At 50.4% G+C, this 15,431-nt stretch carries 17 protein-coding genes; 5 read left to right on the forward strand and 12 right to left on the reverse strand.

Annotation, left to right across the window (positions count from 1 at the left end; all coding sequences use genetic code 11):
* Nucleotides 1-45: 45 nt before the first annotated feature.
* The 9 genes from AK95_RS22945 to AK95_RS22980 all read right to left on the reverse strand — a co-directional run bounded on the left by AK95_RS22945 (nt 46) and on the right by AK95_RS22980 (nt 8,827).
* Nucleotides 46-1,710, reverse strand: coding sequence for an extracellular solute-binding protein (locus tag AK95_RS22945; RefSeq protein WP_201259423.1), 1,665 nt, complete (start codon nt 1,708-1,710; stop codon nt 46-48).
* A 139-nt stretch (nt 1,711-1,849) separates the two neighbouring features.
* Nucleotides 1,850-2,731, reverse strand: coding sequence for a carbohydrate ABC transporter permease (locus AK95_RS22950; RefSeq protein ID WP_071222229.1), 882 nt, complete (start codon nt 2,729-2,731; stop codon nt 1,850-1,852).
* A gap of 31 nt (nt 2,732-2,762) precedes the next feature.
* On the reverse strand, nt 2,763-3,752 hold the full coding sequence (locus tag AK95_RS22955; protein WP_071222230.1) for an ABC transporter permease: 990 nt from the start codon (nt 3,750-3,752) through the stop codon (nt 2,763-2,765).
* Nucleotides 3,753-4,089: 337 nt separating this feature from the next.
* Nucleotides 4,090-4,263 (reverse strand): hypothetical protein, encoded by a 174-nt coding sequence (locus AK95_RS34580; protein ID WP_181469830.1) that lies wholly within the window; start codon nt 4,261-4,263, stop codon nt 4,090-4,092.
* A 187-nt stretch (nt 4,264-4,450) separates the two neighbouring features.
* Nucleotides 4,451-4,687 carry a cold-shock protein gene (locus AK95_RS22960; RefSeq protein WP_071222231.1) on the reverse strand — a complete coding sequence of 79 codons (237 nt, stop codon included), beginning with the start codon at nt 4,685-4,687 and terminating at the stop codon, nt 4,451-4,453.
* Nucleotides 4,688-4,783: 96 nt separating this feature from the next.
* On the reverse strand, nt 4,784-4,984 hold the full coding sequence (gene cspD / locus AK95_RS22965) for a cold-shock protein CspD (protein WP_006207896.1): 201 nt from the start codon (nt 4,982-4,984) through the stop codon (nt 4,784-4,786).
* Between the two features lie 303 nt (nt 4,985-5,287).
* Nucleotides 5,288-5,752 (reverse strand): hypothetical protein, encoded by a 465-nt coding sequence (locus AK95_RS22970; RefSeq protein WP_071222232.1) that lies wholly within the window; start codon nt 5,750-5,752, stop codon nt 5,288-5,290.
* A gap of 28 nt (nt 5,753-5,780) precedes the next feature.
* Nucleotides 5,781-7,421 (reverse strand): glycoside hydrolase family 5 protein, encoded by a 1,641-nt coding sequence (locus tag AK95_RS22975; protein ID WP_071222233.1) that lies wholly within the window; start codon nt 7,419-7,421, stop codon nt 5,781-5,783.
* 224 nt (nt 7,422-7,645) lie between these two features.
* The gene (locus AK95_RS22980) at nt 7,646-8,827 is read right to left on the reverse strand and encodes an acyltransferase (RefSeq protein ID WP_071222234.1); all 1,182 of its coding nucleotides are present in this window, start codon (nt 8,825-8,827) and stop codon (nt 7,646-7,648) included.
* Nucleotides 8,828-8,997: 170 nt separating this feature from the next.
* Between AK95_RS22980 and AK95_RS22985 the strand changes: the two genes are divergently transcribed.
* From AK95_RS22985 to AK95_RS23005, 5 genes are all read left to right on the forward strand, one after another.
* Nucleotides 8,998-9,747 carry an amino acid ABC transporter ATP-binding protein gene (locus AK95_RS22985; protein ID WP_162487631.1) on the forward strand — a complete coding sequence of 250 codons (750 nt, stop codon included), beginning with the start codon at nt 8,998-9,000 and terminating at the stop codon, nt 9,745-9,747.
* 97 nt (nt 9,748-9,844) lie between these two features.
* Nucleotides 9,845-10,654: an ABC transporter substrate-binding protein gene (locus AK95_RS22990; RefSeq protein ID WP_071222235.1), complete on the forward strand. Its 810-nt coding sequence runs from the start codon at nt 9,845-9,847 to the stop codon at nt 10,652-10,654.
* A gap of 134 nt (nt 10,655-10,788) precedes the next feature.
* Nucleotides 10,789-11,448, forward strand: a complete 660-nt coding sequence (locus tag AK95_RS22995) for an amino acid ABC transporter permease (protein WP_083397713.1) — start codon at nt 10,789-10,791, stop codon at nt 11,446-11,448.
* A 42-nt stretch (nt 11,449-11,490) separates the two neighbouring features.
* Nucleotides 11,491-12,141 (forward strand): amino acid ABC transporter permease, encoded by a 651-nt coding sequence (locus AK95_RS23000; protein WP_071222236.1) that lies wholly within the window; start codon nt 11,491-11,493, stop codon nt 12,139-12,141.
* A gap of 303 nt (nt 12,142-12,444) precedes the next feature.
* Entirely contained in the window at nt 12,445-12,879 is a 435-nt protein-coding gene (locus AK95_RS23005) for a DUF6376 family protein (protein WP_071222237.1), read from the forward strand.
* A gap of 88 nt (nt 12,880-12,967) precedes the next feature.
* On the opposite strand, the gene AK95_RS23010 is transcribed toward AK95_RS23005, so the two are convergent.
* The 3 genes from AK95_RS23010 to AK95_RS23020 form a co-directional block, all read right to left on the reverse strand.
* The gene (locus AK95_RS23010; RefSeq protein WP_235613208.1) at nt 12,968-14,083 is read right to left on the reverse strand and encodes a hypothetical protein; all 1,116 of its coding nucleotides are present in this window, start codon (nt 14,081-14,083) and stop codon (nt 12,968-12,970) included.
* A 178-nt stretch (nt 14,084-14,261) separates the two neighbouring features.
* Nucleotides 14,262-14,888: a nitroreductase family protein gene (locus AK95_RS23015; RefSeq protein ID WP_071222238.1), complete on the reverse strand. Its 627-nt coding sequence runs from the start codon at nt 14,886-14,888 to the stop codon at nt 14,262-14,264.
* A gap of 22 nt (nt 14,889-14,910) precedes the next feature.
* Complete coding sequence (locus AK95_RS23020) at nt 14,911-15,315, reverse strand: DoxX family protein (RefSeq protein ID WP_071222239.1); 405 nt, start codon at nt 15,313-15,315, stop codon at nt 14,911-14,913.
* Between the last annotated feature and the right edge of the window lie 116 nt (nt 15,316-15,431).

The following is a 15,431-nucleotide window of genomic DNA, read 5'->3' on the forward strand; positions in this document are numbered from 1 at the left end:
GTACCTTAAGTCCTTATTCTGTTCATCCGCCTGAGCGGATCATCCTTACTTCAGGAATTCCTCAAGCTTCTTGACGTTCTCTTCGTATTCTTTCTGTCTGAATTCCTGAACTTTCGCGAAACCGAGGGATTCACGCTTCGCTTGGTAATCGTTCCAAATTTGATCGAACTCGGCATCCGTTTTAGCAAAGATCAGCTTCGGCAGGATTTTACCCCACTCGTTCATTACCTTGTCGTTAATGATGCCTTCCTCGGAGCTTGCATCCGGATCCAACTGATCGAATTGCGAGAAGCTCTGGGTCTTGCCGCGAGTCCAGTCTTCCATCTGCTTAAACGGCTCGACGGCAGCAGGCATCCAAGGCTGCGTAACGTTGTTATCCATCATCATCCAGAAGGTATGGGATGCTCCATACTTCTTATCGAATGCCCCGCGGTCGCTGTTCAGCAGCTCCGCTACCTCGGGCAGGAATTGATCTTTGCCGTCAATTATGTCCCATGTCACGCCTTTTTCGCCGAGGTAAGTATCACGCTGGCCTTCTTCGGAGATCAGGTAATCCAGGAAGCGAATGGCGCGCGCTTTGTCTTTTACGTTTTTGGAGATGAGGGTTACCGTCCAGCCGGAGATCGAAGGACCCGACAAGGTCGGCTGATCCAGGTTGGAGTTAGCCGGTCCGTCCACTGCAATGTAGACCGAGTTCGGATCGTTTGCATACAATGCGTTCTGCTGGTTCGCCATATCGCTGCGTTGGTACAGCATCGCGAAATAGCGGCCCTGTGCGATTTTTTCTTCCATCTGCGGACGTTTATCCACGAAAATATCCTTGGACATCAAACCTTTTTCATTCGCCATACGGAACGTCTTCAACCATCTTACATATTCCGGATCGGTGCTGCGGTCGTACAGCTTTCCGTCTTTATCCTGCGGAATGGCAAGGAAGTTCTGCAGGTAGCCCTCGAGGGAGCTGTTTCCTTTTTCATGGAAATCATGCAATCCGAACGGAATGAGCGGCTGTCCGTTCACGTCCGGGAACATTTTCTTGGCGTCCTCAAGCGCTTTCAGGAAACCTTCCGGAGTGCGCATATCCGGGCTTCCGAGCGCCTCATACATGTCTTTGCGGACCAAGAACGTTTGGTTGGAGGTAATGTTATCGCCAAACTTCTCATAGTCCTTCGGTGAAGAGGAGGCATTCGGATAACCGTAAATATTGCCGTCATCCTTGGTGTACCACGACACCTTCGCAGGGTCGGTTACTTTATAGAAATACGGATCGTATTGGTCGGCCAATTCGTTCAGCGGCAGAACGAGGTCGCCTTCGATCATTTTTTTGACAGCGTCTTCATACCATCCCAGCGTAATAAAATCAGGCAGTGTGCCGGAAGCAATCATCGTATTCATCTTCTCGACTTCGTTCCCTGCCGGTACGATGAAGTTGACGTTAACCCCCGTCTTCTTCGTTACGTATTGCGACGTAATGTCCTCGCCCCATTTGTTCGGGAACCAGGCGAAGTTGATGTACCAATCAAACGTAATCGGGGAGGTATCGACTTCCCATCCCGGCTGATCCTGAGTCAATTTTACTTCTTCTGCCGGTTTGTCTTCCTCTTTTTCCGACGCGCTATTATCACCGCCGGACGAGCATGCTGTTGTAAAGGCCATGACCAGTGCGAACATCAACAACAGAAGGCTCTTTGGCTTAAGCATCTTGCTCATGTGTTTACCCCTTTTCTTATTTAAAAATATGATTATATAGAACTCCCGCCGGATTAGGCAAGAGAAGCTACCGGTAAGTTTTCCCCACCCCGGGTCTCTCCGGGAGATGGGAAGGAAACATCAACGAACATTTTGTGATTCAACCTTTAATGGAGCCGATCATCATCCCTTTGACGAAATATCGCTGCAGGAACGGATAGACGAATACGATCGGCGCTGTCGTCACGACCATGGTCGCCATTTTGATCGATTGGGAAGTGACCGTCTTGGACACGCCGCCCGGAACCTGTGCCATCATCTGATTGGAGCTGGATTGTGCGACGACTTTATACAGATACGTCTGGATCGGCTGCAGATCCGTATTGTTGATATAAATGACGCCGGTGAAATAGTCATTCCACTGGAACACCCCATGAAACAAGGCAATCGTCGCGATAACCGGCATGGATACCGGCAGCACAACCCGGAGGAAGATGGACCAGTCATTAGCCCCGTCAATCTTCGCCGCCTCCTCCAGACCGTCCGGAATTTCCCTGAAGAAGGTCATGAAAATGATGAGGTCGAAGAAACTGAACATGAACGGAATAATGTATACCAGGAAGCTGTCGAGCATATTCAAATCCTTGATCAACAGATAAGTCGGAATTAGTCCGCCGGTGAAAAACATCGTCACCGTTCCGAGCAAAATATAGAATTTGCCGCCGATCAGACCCTTCCGCGAGAATGCATAAGCCACCATGGCGGTGAAGAGGACATGGATGAACACACCAATGACGGTTTTGGCTACGGTAATGCCCATCGCCGTCATGATGCCGGAGCTCTGGAACACCGCGCTGAAATTCTCGAGGCTGAACATCCGCGGCCACCAGTAGATTCCTCCGCGCATGGCGTCCTGCCCGTCATTGAAGGCATTTACCAGCACGTACCAGATCGGGTAGATCGTCAGAAAGCATACGATCAGCATGCCGAAATTATTGAATATATCGAAGAAGGCTTCGCCTTTGGTTCTGCGTTTAAACATGGATTATTCGTCTCCCTTCTGGCTGGTCTCGCTAGAATAGTGATGTGTCGTTCAGTTTTTTGGTCACCTTGTTCGCGATCAACAGCAGGATAATCGCAATGACGGACTTGAACAATGAAACGGCTTGCGCGTAGGAGTAACGTCCGTTCTGCATCCCGGTGTGGTACACGAAAATATCGATGACGTTGCTCGCGCTTTCGTTCAGCGAGTTCCGGAGCACCAAAATCTGATCGAAGTTGGAGTTCAGCACACCACCAATTGCAAGAATGAAGAGGATGGAAATGGTCGATTTGATACTGGGAAGGGTGATGTACCACATCTTCTGAAACCGACCTGCGCCATCAATCGTCGACGCCTCGTACATTTCAGGCGAAATGCTGGCAATGGCCGCCAGATAGATAATCGCGGACCACCCAAGCTCCTTCCATATATCCGAGGTGATAATGATTCCCCAGAAATATTTCGGTTCGGCCAGATACGTGATCGGCTCATCGATCATATGCAGAGCCATCAAAATATTGTTGATAATCCCGATATCCGCCAGCCAGGTCATCAGAATGCCGCCCAGAATGACCCATGACAAGAAGTGAGGCAGATAAGAGATCGTCTGAATAGTCCTCTTGTATCGAACAGACCGGATTTCGTTCAGAAAGAGTGCAAAAATGATCGGGAGCGGAAATCCGATAAACAGCTTCAGCAAGCTGATCCCGAGCGTGTTCCGCATAACGTTCGTAAAGTCCTCGTCTGAGAAGAACTCCTTAAAGTGCGCCAGCCCTACCCATGGCGCTTCGCCGATGGACTTCACGATATTGAATTCCTTAAATGCAATGATGACACCGTACATCGGTATGTAGTTAAAGATGATCATCCACGCAACGCCGAGCAGCGCCATAATTTGAAGATGTCGTTGGCCGTAGAGCTTTCTGAGCCATCTCTTTCTGTCAAGCTTCTTCTGTACAGAAGGCTCCATTGAGGGACCGACACCGGTTTCGGAAACGTCGGCATGAAGTTGATTTTGCATGGTTATGACCTCCAGGTTGATCCTATCATTTTGAAAACCTTTACATTCTTTATGTTTATATTGTAGATCGTCCTTTCTCTGCACGAAAGGTTTCAGATTTCGTTTCAAGGGGCTCATTTTTCGGGTACACTTCGCCATTCACGAAAAAATGCAACCCAAAAACGAAATATTGCGCTCTCTACTCTTCCAGACACAAAAAAAAGGCATGGACAGCAGCCTCCACAGCTGCCATTCATGCCTTTCCTCTTGCTCTAACGATCTTTCGCCACAAGCGTTCCATCGGATCGCTTGTGGCGGCGTTATCGTTTTTGGTCACGTATATCAAACGGTTTCCCAGTTATTCCCCTTTGTCTTCCTCACGTTGTTCCTGTTTGCTTTCGTGTTCCTGTTGGTATTTCTCACGCATCAGCTTCTGCATGATGAATTTCTCCTGATCGTTCAAGCCGCCTTGGTTATCCTGGATGATCATGTTGTCAATGTTCCTCTTCAGTACCTCGGTTTGCGTGTTCAATACATTTCACTCCTTTGAATTTTGCGTCCCTTATCCGTAAAATCATTCTGAATCAGAATGAAAGGGTACACGTATTACTAACCATTCTCCTTCCAATGAAACAGAAATAGACGGATTTACCATAAAATCCGAAGGTAGCTTCAAGAAGAATTTGTGTTTGCCCAGCGCTTTCTCTAGGTATTAGCTGCTATTTGCGCTCGATCTGAATCCCCTTAGCCAGAGATTTCTGTTGTTTATTGGTATTAACTAGCTGCGGCAGGCTTCTCGTTTCCTTGACCATAGGGGATTGACACAAATGGCATACCGGTTCCGTGTCGAACGCAAAATCGTCCCGCATCCACCCTTTGCAGTCTTCCTTAGTGCATGCCCAAACTTCCGTTATTTCTTCAGGAATACTCTCCATCGAGTTTTTACGCGAATACATGAACGCTCCTCCTTATTCTCGTCTTAGAAAATAGAAACGCCGTATAAAAGAAAACTGCCCTTAATGTCGCACATTAAGGGCAGTCTTCAATTGTAATTACAATTTAACAACGTTCTCAGCTTGTGGTCCACGGTTTCCTTCAACAATGTTGAATTCAACGCGTTGGCCTTCGTCAAGCGTTTTGAAGCCGTCGCCTTGGATCGCGCTGAAGTGAACGAATACATCGTTACCGCCTTCAACTTCGATGAAACCAAAGCCCTTTTCAGCATTAAACCATTTAACAGTTCCTGTTTGCATGGGGGAATCCTCCTTGATATATATTTACATGACCTTTTTTCTTCGCAGACGGAATAAAAAAATTCACATATTGCACAAGGTTACCAGAAATGACAACCCTCTACAATATGTGAATTCAGGTCGATTTCGATATTCATATCTTAACACATTTGACTGCCGATAGCAAATACCAATGCAAAAGATTCTGCGGAAAAATTAAAGTTATTTTATTCGGCATCATTCCGATTAAGCACGAGCAAGCATATACAACTCCCGGCATATGCCGGGAGCTGTACCCAGAGCAGCGTTTTAACGCGTAAACGTTTACTTTCGCAATTCCTCCAGCGTTTCCTTCCAGCGCTGCAGGACTCCTTCCGGGTCGTGCAGCTGAAACTTCACGGCCGATGTAATATCCGCATACTTCGCGATATCCTCCCGAACAGCCACGACCTTGGCTTCAAAACGCTGCAGCGGATGCCGGGCATCCGGCAGATCGGGAAGCGCTTGAAGGCGCAGCCGAACATAATGTGCCGCTCCATCATGAATTGCCACCAATGTGCCCTGTCCGGTGCGAAGAAGATTGCCAGTCGTAACCGTTCCCTGCCATAATGCAAGTCGAAGCCGGTTCCGGTCTAAGGCCAGCACCTCCCCTACGCTGAGCATGGCCGTATGCGGCCATCCCTCTTCGGTTACGCTCAATAGCATCATCGCTTCATAATGTTTCAACTCCAGATCCGAGCCATCCAGCCATTGGCACAACCCTTCTGATATTGCAGCCTGTTCCGTCACAGCGCCATCTCCCCTTCACCATATCACTTTAACGAGCTTCGATAAATTCCAGCCAATCCAGCTCGATGCGGCCTTTATTCACCATAAACACCAGATCCACGGGGCCTTCCTCAATCGGCATAGCCGCAGCCACCCTATGGATGTCCCACTGTCCATCGCCAGAGTCAGACAAGGAGATAAGCTCAGGCTCCCGGTCCCCGATCTGGAGCATAATATCCACCGTTCCCTCGGGAATCAGGGCCCGAATGTCCAGATGAAAGATGCCTGCACCAGCGCAAAGCGCATCATAAGCAAGCCAATCGCCCTCCCGGAGCTGTACGCATACCAGGTTGTCCTCCGCCCACGGCTTGCCGCCTTCCGGAGCGTAGCTTGGTTTCTCTGCCTTGCCCGTCATCATTCGCATCGGAACGCCGTCAGAAATCCGGAAGCCGATATCCTGGCTGGCCTTCGTCTCTACATGATAAGAAAGGCCCTCGCCCCGATATCCGTAAAACTCCGCCGGAATCTGAATGGGCAGCCGGCGAAGCAGCGACCGTGATATGTTCGGGTAAGCATCGCAAGCTGCCAGCGGAAGATGATCCAGGAATTCGCCCAGAATCGCTTCAGCTTCAGCGGAAGAGGGCCTCTCTCCACCTTCCAGGTAATCCGTCAGCTTCTCCCAGCCTTTCGGCATGCGAATCGAGAAAGGTGAGTTTTGAGTGTTCATCTTCTTCCAGGTCCAGAAGTTCCAGGATATGTTATGGTCCTCAAACATTCGGAATGCGCCCGTATACCACTGCGGGTTATTCTCGCCGCCTTCACCCATGAAGATCGGCACATTCCATTCTTCGCGAAAATCCAGATACTTCTGAATGCTCTCCGTATCGGGATTATTCCAGTACTTATGGAACTGCAGCATCAAATTATCGTCAAACTTGTCGTCAAAAATACTCCAGTCCGTTGACCAATGGACGCCTTCCAAAATGATCATATGGCGCTTGTCCACTTCGCGTATAGCCGCGGTGATTTCCTTATACAGCGGCATCACCCGGTCATTGTACTCGCTGAACCAGTCGGGCAGCGGTTCGTTAAGCAGGTCGTAACCGGCCACGATCCACTCATCTTTATAGCGTTCCGCCAACAAGCGCCACAGTGCCACGGTTCGCTCCGCGTTCCGTCGATCCGTGAACAGCTCCGGCAAATCCCGCTCGGAATCGTCGATATTGGCCCCGGTCTGTCCGCCGGGCGCGCCATGCAAATCCAGAATAACATACAGCGAATACGTCCTGCACCAATCGATCACCTGATCAATGAGCCTCAGATGACCTTCATGATATACAAAAGGCGGGTGCTGCCCTTCCTCCATAATGAACCTCGCATTGATCGGTACTCGAATGGAATTGAAGCCTTCCGAAGCGATCTGCCGGATATCGGCTTCGGTGATATAACGCTCGTAATAGGTCTCCCAGAACGCAGCCGCCTTCTCCTCGCCGATCAGATCCCTGACCATGCCTTCGATGCGCCGCGGACGGTCTCCCTGCTCCGGCATTTTCCACATGTATCCTTCCGGCAGCAGCCAGCTGCCAAGTCCGACTCCCTGCAGCAGAATTTCCTGCCCGTCCCCATTCACCACGCGTTTGCCGCCCGCCTTAACAAAACCGCTTACCAAAGGATTTCTGCTATCATTCATATTGGCATTCCCTCGCTTCCATGTCTGTAACGAATGTAACTGACCTGTCCATATCAACGGCGACATTCGTTCTACAGGCCAAACATCAGTCAAAATATAACATGTCATGCTGGGCAATAAGCTCCATTCCGAAAATCAGGGAATCATTCTGAAATATCGGCCATCGGCCAAAAGAAAAAGGCGCTATCCTCTGTTCGAGGATTGCACCTTTCCACTTATCAAACTTACGATGAAACCTCCGTAACCGGCTGAGCGGGAACAGGTTGACTTGGTGATCTTCCCTTCCGCAAGCCGCCCGGCAGTTTACCGAAAAAGATCCAGGTCCAGCTCCCGAGACGACTCATACTGTACACCACTATATACGAGACAGCCAGTGCGCTGATAAGACCGCCAGCATACCACGCCAGCAGCAGCCAGGAGTTCTCCGTCTGCGGAGGAAAGTCCCGGTAGAGGAGCAGCACCAGCGGATGTACCAGATACACACCGAAGGAATACACGCCGAGCCGCCTGAACCCGTTCAACCACCACGCCCTCTTATTTCCGAAATGAAGAGCAACCTGAAGCATGACCAGTGCGGTTGTCAACGTATGCACATTCCAGAAGGCATCGTAGAGCAGCGGATGATACTCCGTCCCCAGCAGCCGCTGATTGTATCGAAGGCCGATATGCACCAGCGCGGCGCCCAGCCATATTGCCCAAAGGGCGATCCAGCCCAGCTTCCGCAGCGCCGGTCTTGCGGCAAACTGCGTTGAAGTTAGCCAATCCTTGACCCGGTCATAATAAATGCCGATCCACGCCCCAAGAAAATAATACGACAGAAACGACAGCGACCAGCTGTTCCGGTTCGTTACGTCCCACCAGGCATCATTCCCGATATAGAACAACCACTGCAATCCAATGCCGACCAGCACGCAGACCGCCGCGAAGCCGCGGAATCGCTTCAGCAGCATCAGCACGAGCGGAAACAGCAGATAGAACTGGATGTTAATGAAGATGAAATATAAGTGCGTGTAAGATTTCCCCGTTGCCAGCTTGGGCCAGAAACTCTCCAGCATTGCCGCCAGATTCGGCTCGCCTCCGCGATGATACCAGGCCACCGTAAAGAATAACACCGAGAACAGCAGGTACGGCACCAGGATATACATCAGCCGGTTTTTGAAGAACCGCGCAAGGTCACGGCCCTTGAACGGACGGTGATAATAGTTATAGAACAGCACGAAGCTGCTCAGGAATATGAAGGTTGTCGTTCCAACCTTCGAGAATATGTTCAGGAAGTTATACAAGCCAAAAAAATCGTCCCCGCGCATCTGAACTGTGGCGAACGACGTCGCATGCACCATCAGCACGCCCATCATCGCAAAGCCCCGAACCAGGTCGATTTCGGTTATTTTTGCACGTTTATCCATGTTGCCTCCTTCATATGAATACGCCCCCTATTATATCTCACTCCCCACCGCTTGGATACTAAATTTTCCTAAAAGTGGCATGGAACAAGCTCCCTTTGCCATACCAGTGTAAAAAGGGCCTGGCACCAAGACAGGACACAAGCTTACATGATGCAAGCGTCCAATTCGAAGTGAATAGGAGGGGATTTCTACTGATTGAATTTAGCCGCGTCAACAAATTTTTCGGAACCTTCCATGTTCTGAAAGAAATCGACCTGACCATTTCCCAGGGGGAAGTCGTTGTCATCGTTGGACCTTCCGGCTCAGGTAAAAGCACGCTGCTGCGGTGCATCAATCGGCTCGAAAGCATTACGGATGGCGAGCTTGTCGTGAATGGCGTCAAGCTGCATGACAAGAAGATCGACATTAATACGTTCAGGCGAAATATCGGGATGGTCTTCCAGCATTTCAACCTGTACCCGCACAAAAAGGTGATCGACAATATCATTCTCGCGCCCATGAAGGTGCTGGGAATGTCCAAAGCGGAGGCAACGGAAAAAGCAATGACGTATCTGCAGCGAGTCGGAATTGCGGACAAAGCGGACAGCTATCCCTCTCAGCTCTCGGGCGGCCAGCAGCAGCGTGTTGCGATTGCCCGCGGATTGACCATGAACCCGAAGATTATGCTGTTTGATGAACCGACGTCCGCACTCGACCCGGAGATGATCGGCGAAGTGCTGGATGTCATGCGTTCACTCGCCCACCAAGGCATGACCATGGCCGTGGTTACCCATGAGATGGGCTTCGCCCGCGAAGCCGCGGATCGAATCGTCTTTATGGACGAAGGCCGGATTATCGAGGATGCGCCCGCCTCCGATTTTTTCAATCAGCCGCGGGAAGAAAGAGCACGGGCGTTCCTGAGCCGCCTGCTGCATCACTAACCCGGACTTGGTGCGTAGGGGCGGAAAGAAAATGCCGCTTGGCTCTTTAGGAGCTTGCTTATTAAGAGAATTCATATCTTTAAGGGGGATCTGGTGTATGAAGAAAAGATTGACGAGGACCTTCAGGTGGAGCGCGGCCCTGCTAGCTTTAGTGATCATGCTGGTCGCATCCGGATGTGGGGGCTCCGGCAATACGGACACCCTCGAGGCAATCAAGAAACGCGGCAAACTTGTAGCCGGTGTGAAATATGATACGAAGCTGTTTGGACTACAGGACCCTGCCACCGGCAATGTGGAGGGCTTTGATATCGACATCGCCAAAGCGCTGGCCAAAAAAATTCTCGGTGACGAAACCAAGGTCGAGCTCAAGGAAGTTACCTCCAAAACCCGGATCGACATGCTGAAGAACGGGGACATTGACATCATTATCGCCACGATGACCATCACGGAGGAGCGCAAGGAGCAGGTGGACTTCAGCGATGTGTATTTTGAAGCCGGCCAATCGCTGCTCGTGAAGAAGGGAAGCCCGATCACGGGTCTGGAAAGCCTGAACAAGGATACGAAGGTGCTTACCGTAAAGGGCTCTACCTCTGCGCAAAACATCCGCGAGAAAGCGCCCGACGCGGTCATTCTCGAATTCGAGAACTATCAGGACGCCTTCACCGCCCTCAAAGCGGGACAGGGCGATGCCCTGACCACCGACAATTCCATCCTCCTCGGGATGCAGCAGCAGGACCCGAGCTTTGAGCTGGTCGGCGGCAACTTTACGGATGAACCCTACGGCATGGCCATCAAAAAAGGGAATCCGGAGTTCGTGAAAACCGTCAACGAGCTGTTGAAGGAGCTGAAGGATAGCGGCGAATACGACAAACTGTATGAGCAATGGATGGGCGTAAAACCGGAATAACCGCAAGCATGTAATGGTCGGCCGGGCTTAAGTTGTCATGGCTCCAATCAGGTTCCTCCCTATTATCGGGCGGAACAGCCTGGCTACTTTTGACCGGCTAAACGACCATCATCCCCCATTGGAGGTGAGGCATTTTGACCTTGTGGGATTTTAACATTCTGGTCCAGCACTGGGATCAATTCATGGCTGGCCTGGGCCAGACCATTCTCGCCAGCCTGCTTGGGCTGATCGGCAGCCTGGTGCTGGGCACCTTGATCGCCATCCTGCGGATTGCCCCATTCCGCATATTGAAAGCCATCGGCGCCATCTATGTTGAGTTTATCCGCAACATTCCGCTACTGGTGGTTGTCTTTTTCTTTTTCCTGGGCCTGCCCTCTCTCGGCATACCGGTGGACCCGTTTACTTCGGGTACGCTTGGGCTAATGGTGTATACGGCTGCCTTCATTGCCGAAGCCATTCGGGCGGGGATCCAGGCGGTACCCTCCGGACAGTCGGAGGCGGCTCGCTCCTCCGGGTTGAGTTATATCCAGAATATGCGCTACATCATTCTTCCGCAGGCGATCAAAATCGTATTGCCGGCCATCGGCAACCAATTGATCAATCTGGTCAAAAACTCCTCGGTCCTCGGCGTTATCGCCGGACTGGACCTGATGTATTATGCCGATCTGATTAACCTGAGCACCTTTAAAGGCATTCCCGTCTATACGTTTGTGGCCCTGTTCTACCTGCTCCTGACCATACCGCTCAGCCTGGCCGTCCATTACATGGAACGGCGCTTTGCGAGAAGCAATTGACGTTAAACGCAAGTTTGCCTAATAAACAGGAGGTGGCATGAGATGGATTTTATCGGTGCGTACTCCTGGCCGAATCTGCGATATCTCCTTCAAGGCTTTTGGATCACGGTGCAGGTTGCCGGCTTATCCATTGTATTCAGCTTCATCATTGGAACCGTGCTCGGGACCGTGAGATATACGAAAACACCCTTCCTGTCGAGGACAACGGCCATATTCGTGGATATAATCCGCAATCTGCCGCTCTTGCTGATCATTTTCTTCATCGGCATGGTTCTGCCCCAGACCGGGATTCGAATCCCCACCTTCTGGGCGGCCGTCGTCGGCTTGAGCATCTTTGAAGGAGCCATGATCGCCGAAATTGTCCGCAGCGGCCTCGTATCGGTGGATAAAGGCCAGATTGAAGCGGCCCGGGCCTCAGGTCTCTCTTATATGCAGACACTGCGGCACGTGATTCTCCCGCTGGCGCTGCGCCGAATGTCCCCGCCCATGGTGAGCCAGTTCATCTCGCTCATTAAAGACACATCGCTCGCCGTGATCATTTCACTGCCTGAGCTGATGCGCAATGTGCAGATTCTTAGCGGTTCCAGCTATGACTATGTTATACCCGCCCTTGTTTTTGCGTCCTTGCTGTACTTCACGCTGAATTATCTTCTGTCCGTCATCGCCAAACGACTGGAAGCAAGACAGATCTAATCTGGCCTGCAGTTCCTGCTTCTATCCTGAACTACTAACCATCATCGTGAAAAATGCAATCGACCTGCGATACGCGCGCCCTGGTTCAACCCTGCTCCGCAGCCATTTTGGCTTGCGGGGTATTCGCGCTTCTGGCAAAAAAATAAGAATTCGATACTTAACCCCCTCGGAGCCATTGTGCATCGATTTTTTTGTCTAATACATAATCATCCTGAAAGGAGACTGCGAAAAAAATACAACCATTCTCCTTGCCATACGTATACAACGTATAAGAACTGCGTTTAGACGACAGGAGGATGAGAAATGATCAAAAGATTATTGTTGATTTCACTTGTTCTGGGAGTTCTCTCCGGCTGTTCCTTGGTGGACAGCGTGAACAATTCGTTGGATTATACGAAAGAAGCCACTACTTTTATTAATGAAACCTCCCAATTTGCCGAATCCATTCCGGAGCTTGCCCAGCAGGCCGCCACGAATACAGATGCCAAGGAAACGCTGACCCAAGAGCTCGAGGCGATGAAAACCCGGATTTCGGAGTTTAATGGCATTGATGCCCCTGCCTTTGCGCAGTCCATCCATGAACAGCTGGTCGGTTTAAACGACACGCTGCTGACCGACATCAACGGCTATATGGATCAAATCCAGAACGGAGTGACCGACTTCCAGAATTCCAACATCGTTCAAACCATCACTAAAATTAACGAAACGATGGATATGCTCCAAAATCTTCAGCCGTAATTTGCCAAGGTCATGACGATAACATAGAAGCCCTGCTCTGATGAGCGGGGCTTCTATGTTTACTAAGGTTTATGTATGTATTCACTTTTCATCTAAAAAAGGATTCCAGATTGGCAGTAAGCGTCTGCTTAACCACATATCGAATTCCGTCTTCGCCTGGCGCCATAATCCAGTATGTCCCTTGGTATCCTGCTTCATCCTTCGGGTCCCAAGCCACAATGAATTGCCATGCGTCGCCAAAGCTTTTATTATATTCTTCTCTGTAACTCCCAGCCAAATTCTCCTGCGGAACCGATTCGATTGAAATATGCTGCACGCTTTCAAAAGCTCTCATCCATTCCGTAAATTCCACCATGTCCCGGGCGTACTGACCCGAAAAATATCCCTCGTCTCCACCCGACATCGCATAAAAGGTTTCCGCATCCTCCGCCTGTGCTGCCTGATACAGCAAGGAAACGGTCTGCACCGGATTCCATACAGGCTGCTTCGCTTTTGCTGCGAGAAATGTCCTGTCTTCCGCCGTATGCCGGATCTCTATCGCGATAAGCTCTTCCATTGTCGCCTCTCTTCCAAGCTCATAAGCCCCGGGGTAGATCGTGGATTGCTCCACCACTTTAAGCCCATCAGGGAACGCTGTCACAAACCATAGGTTATGATCGCCCTGACTAAGCTCCTCCAGCACAACCTCGGCCTGGCTGCCGTACGTAAGTGATAGCAGCTGGCGACTTTCCCGATCCAGCCCCTCCTTATCAAAAAGCTTGAATCGTTCCGGTCTCACCTCACGTTTGCCGGCCTCTTCGAACAGCACCTTCAGCATGGCGGGGGACATACGGACACTCGCAATGTCAGCATGACGGAAATACGATGCAGAATCGTTAGCCTGAAGCGCCTCATACATGTTGAGAACCGCTTCAATCGGATCATGGTTGGACTCCCCCGCTGGCGGCTCTACTTCTTGCTTAACCTGGTGATGGCTTTGCTCTTCCGAATGGAATGCCGTACGCAAACTCTCCCTAGCTGGCGGCGGCATTTCCGATGCATTCCCGGCTTCTCCTGCGCTCGGCGTGGCGGAGGTCGATCTATTTTGCTGTACGGATACGGATCCCGGCACCTCCTTCGTGCATGCCACCATTAACATCATCGTCATGACAGCCATAATTAGGATCTGTCCGGATCGCAGATATGGCCTCTTCCTCGTCTTCATTTCGTTCACCTCCATATATAACGAATACAATCGTATGTAGGATTGGCGCTGCACCGATCTCTTTATATTCATCATCGTCATAACAGAGGGGAATGTTTATCATTGTAGATGAAAAAAAAAAAGCTCCTGCCAGATCTAAAGACCTGCAGCGGGAGCTCCTTCTCATATTATGCATCATTTAAAATTGATTATAGCTTACAAATTCCAATACCGGCTTGCGATAGCCCCGGGGACGTGGCTTTCTTGCGTCCTCCTTGCCGATCGCGATCAGCATGGCGGGCACATAAGCGTCCGGAATGTTCAGTTTCTTCTGCAGAATCTCGGGATCAAAACCGATCATCGGGCAGGTATCCCACCCCTTGTCCTTAGCCACCATCATCATTAACATCGCGGATAGGCTGGCATTGCGGATGGCTTCATCCCTCATGAAGGATTCTCCGCCCGCTTCATAAAAATTCGTGACGGATTCAACCGTCATGTCATATTCAAGCTTGTCGATCACGCCCAAATTCAGAAAACCCTCATTCATTCTCCCGATTTCCCGGTAGGCCTGCTGATTCCCCAGCACCACGATGACGGCCGACGCGGTAAGTATCTTATGCTGCTTGTTGGCGGCTTCGTAAACCTTGTGCTTGATATCGGGATCCTTAACCACCACATAGTGCGTGTGCTGTAAATTAAAAGCCGAAGGAGCATATTTAACCTCATTAAAGATATCATTCAAATCCTGATCCGGGATTTCAATCCCTTCCATAAACAGATTAGCCGATCTCCGGCTCTTAATTAATGTTGTCAGATCACCCATATCTGCACGCCTCCATCATCGATTAGTTAAAGATTACCACATCAAGCGAATATGCGCCTGCACCCGTGAATACCAGTGCAACTGCGACTGCGATCAACAGCAGATTGTACTCGTACCCATTCGCTGTAGACCAATACCCGTTCCGGCCATGCACCTTCACGATTGCGCCCAGCATCGTCAGCGTGATCAGCGCTGCCCCAAGCACCGTGAGAAATCCAGCCGCAAACAACAACCCGCCAACCAGCTCCATCAGACCTGACAACACCGCAATCATGACACCAGGCTTAATGCCAACCGATTCCATCCAGCCGCCGGTCCCTTTCGGCCCGTAACCGCCAAACCATCCAAACAGCTTCTGCGCGCCGTGCGCCATGAACGACAAACCAACCACCAAACGAAGTAACAACAATCCAATATCTATAGCCATTTTATTCGCCTCCATTTTATTTTTCATTTTCATAATTTATAGAAATCCATCGACACCGTTAATCGATATCTTAATTTAAAGATATATACATATAGAATAATTAACCCGCTTCATCT

The sequence above is a fragment of the Paenibacillus sp. LC231 genome, from assembly GCF_001860525.1.
Lineage (GTDB): Bacteria > Bacillota > Bacilli > Paenibacillales > Paenibacillaceae > Paenibacillus_AQ.

Coding starts and splice junctions, on each gene's coding strand:
- AK95_RS22945 (WP_201259423.1), bottom strand. CDS start 1,710: ATGAGCAAGATGCTTAAGCCAAAGAGCCTTCTGTTGTTGATGTTCGCA.
- AK95_RS22950 (WP_071222229.1), bottom strand. CDS start 2,731: ATGTTTAAACGCAGAACCAAAGGCGAAGCCTTCTTCGATATATTCAAT.
- AK95_RS22955 (WP_071222230.1), bottom strand. CDS start 3,752: ATGCAAAATCAACTTCATGCCGACGTTTCCGAAACCGGTGTCGGTCCC.
- AK95_RS22960 (WP_071222231.1), bottom strand. CDS start 4,687: ATGTATTCGCGTAAAAACTCGATGGAGAGTATTCCTGAAGAAATAACG.
- cspD (WP_006207896.1), bottom strand. CDS start 4,984: ATGCAAACAGGAACTGTTAAATGGTTTAATGCTGAAAAGGGCTTTGGT.
- AK95_RS22975 (WP_071222233.1), bottom strand. CDS start 7,421: ATGAATGATAGCAGAAATCCTTTGGTAAGCGGTTTTGTTAAGGCGGGC.
- AK95_RS22980 (WP_071222234.1), bottom strand. CDS start 8,827: ATGGATAAACGTGCAAAAATAACCGAAATCGACCTGGTTCGGGGCTTT.
- AK95_RS22990 (WP_071222235.1), top strand. CDS start 9,845: ATGAAGAAAAGATTGACGAGGACCTTCAGGTGGAGCGCGGCCCTGCTA.
- AK95_RS23000 (WP_071222236.1), top strand. CDS start 11,491: ATGGATTTTATCGGTGCGTACTCCTGGCCGAATCTGCGATATCTCCTT.
- AK95_RS23005 (WP_071222237.1), top strand. CDS start 12,445: ATGATCAAAAGATTATTGTTGATTTCACTTGTTCTGGGAGTTCTCTCC.
- AK95_RS23010 (WP_235613208.1), bottom strand. CDS start 14,083: ATGAAGACGAGGAAGAGGCCATATCTGCGATCCGGACAGATCCTAATT.
- AK95_RS23015 (WP_071222238.1), bottom strand. CDS start 14,888: ATGGGTGATCTGACAACATTAATTAAGAGCCGGAGATCGGCTAATCTG.
- AK95_RS23020 (WP_071222239.1), bottom strand. CDS start 15,315: ATGGCTATAGATATTGGATTGTTGTTACTTCGTTTGGTGGTTGGTTTG.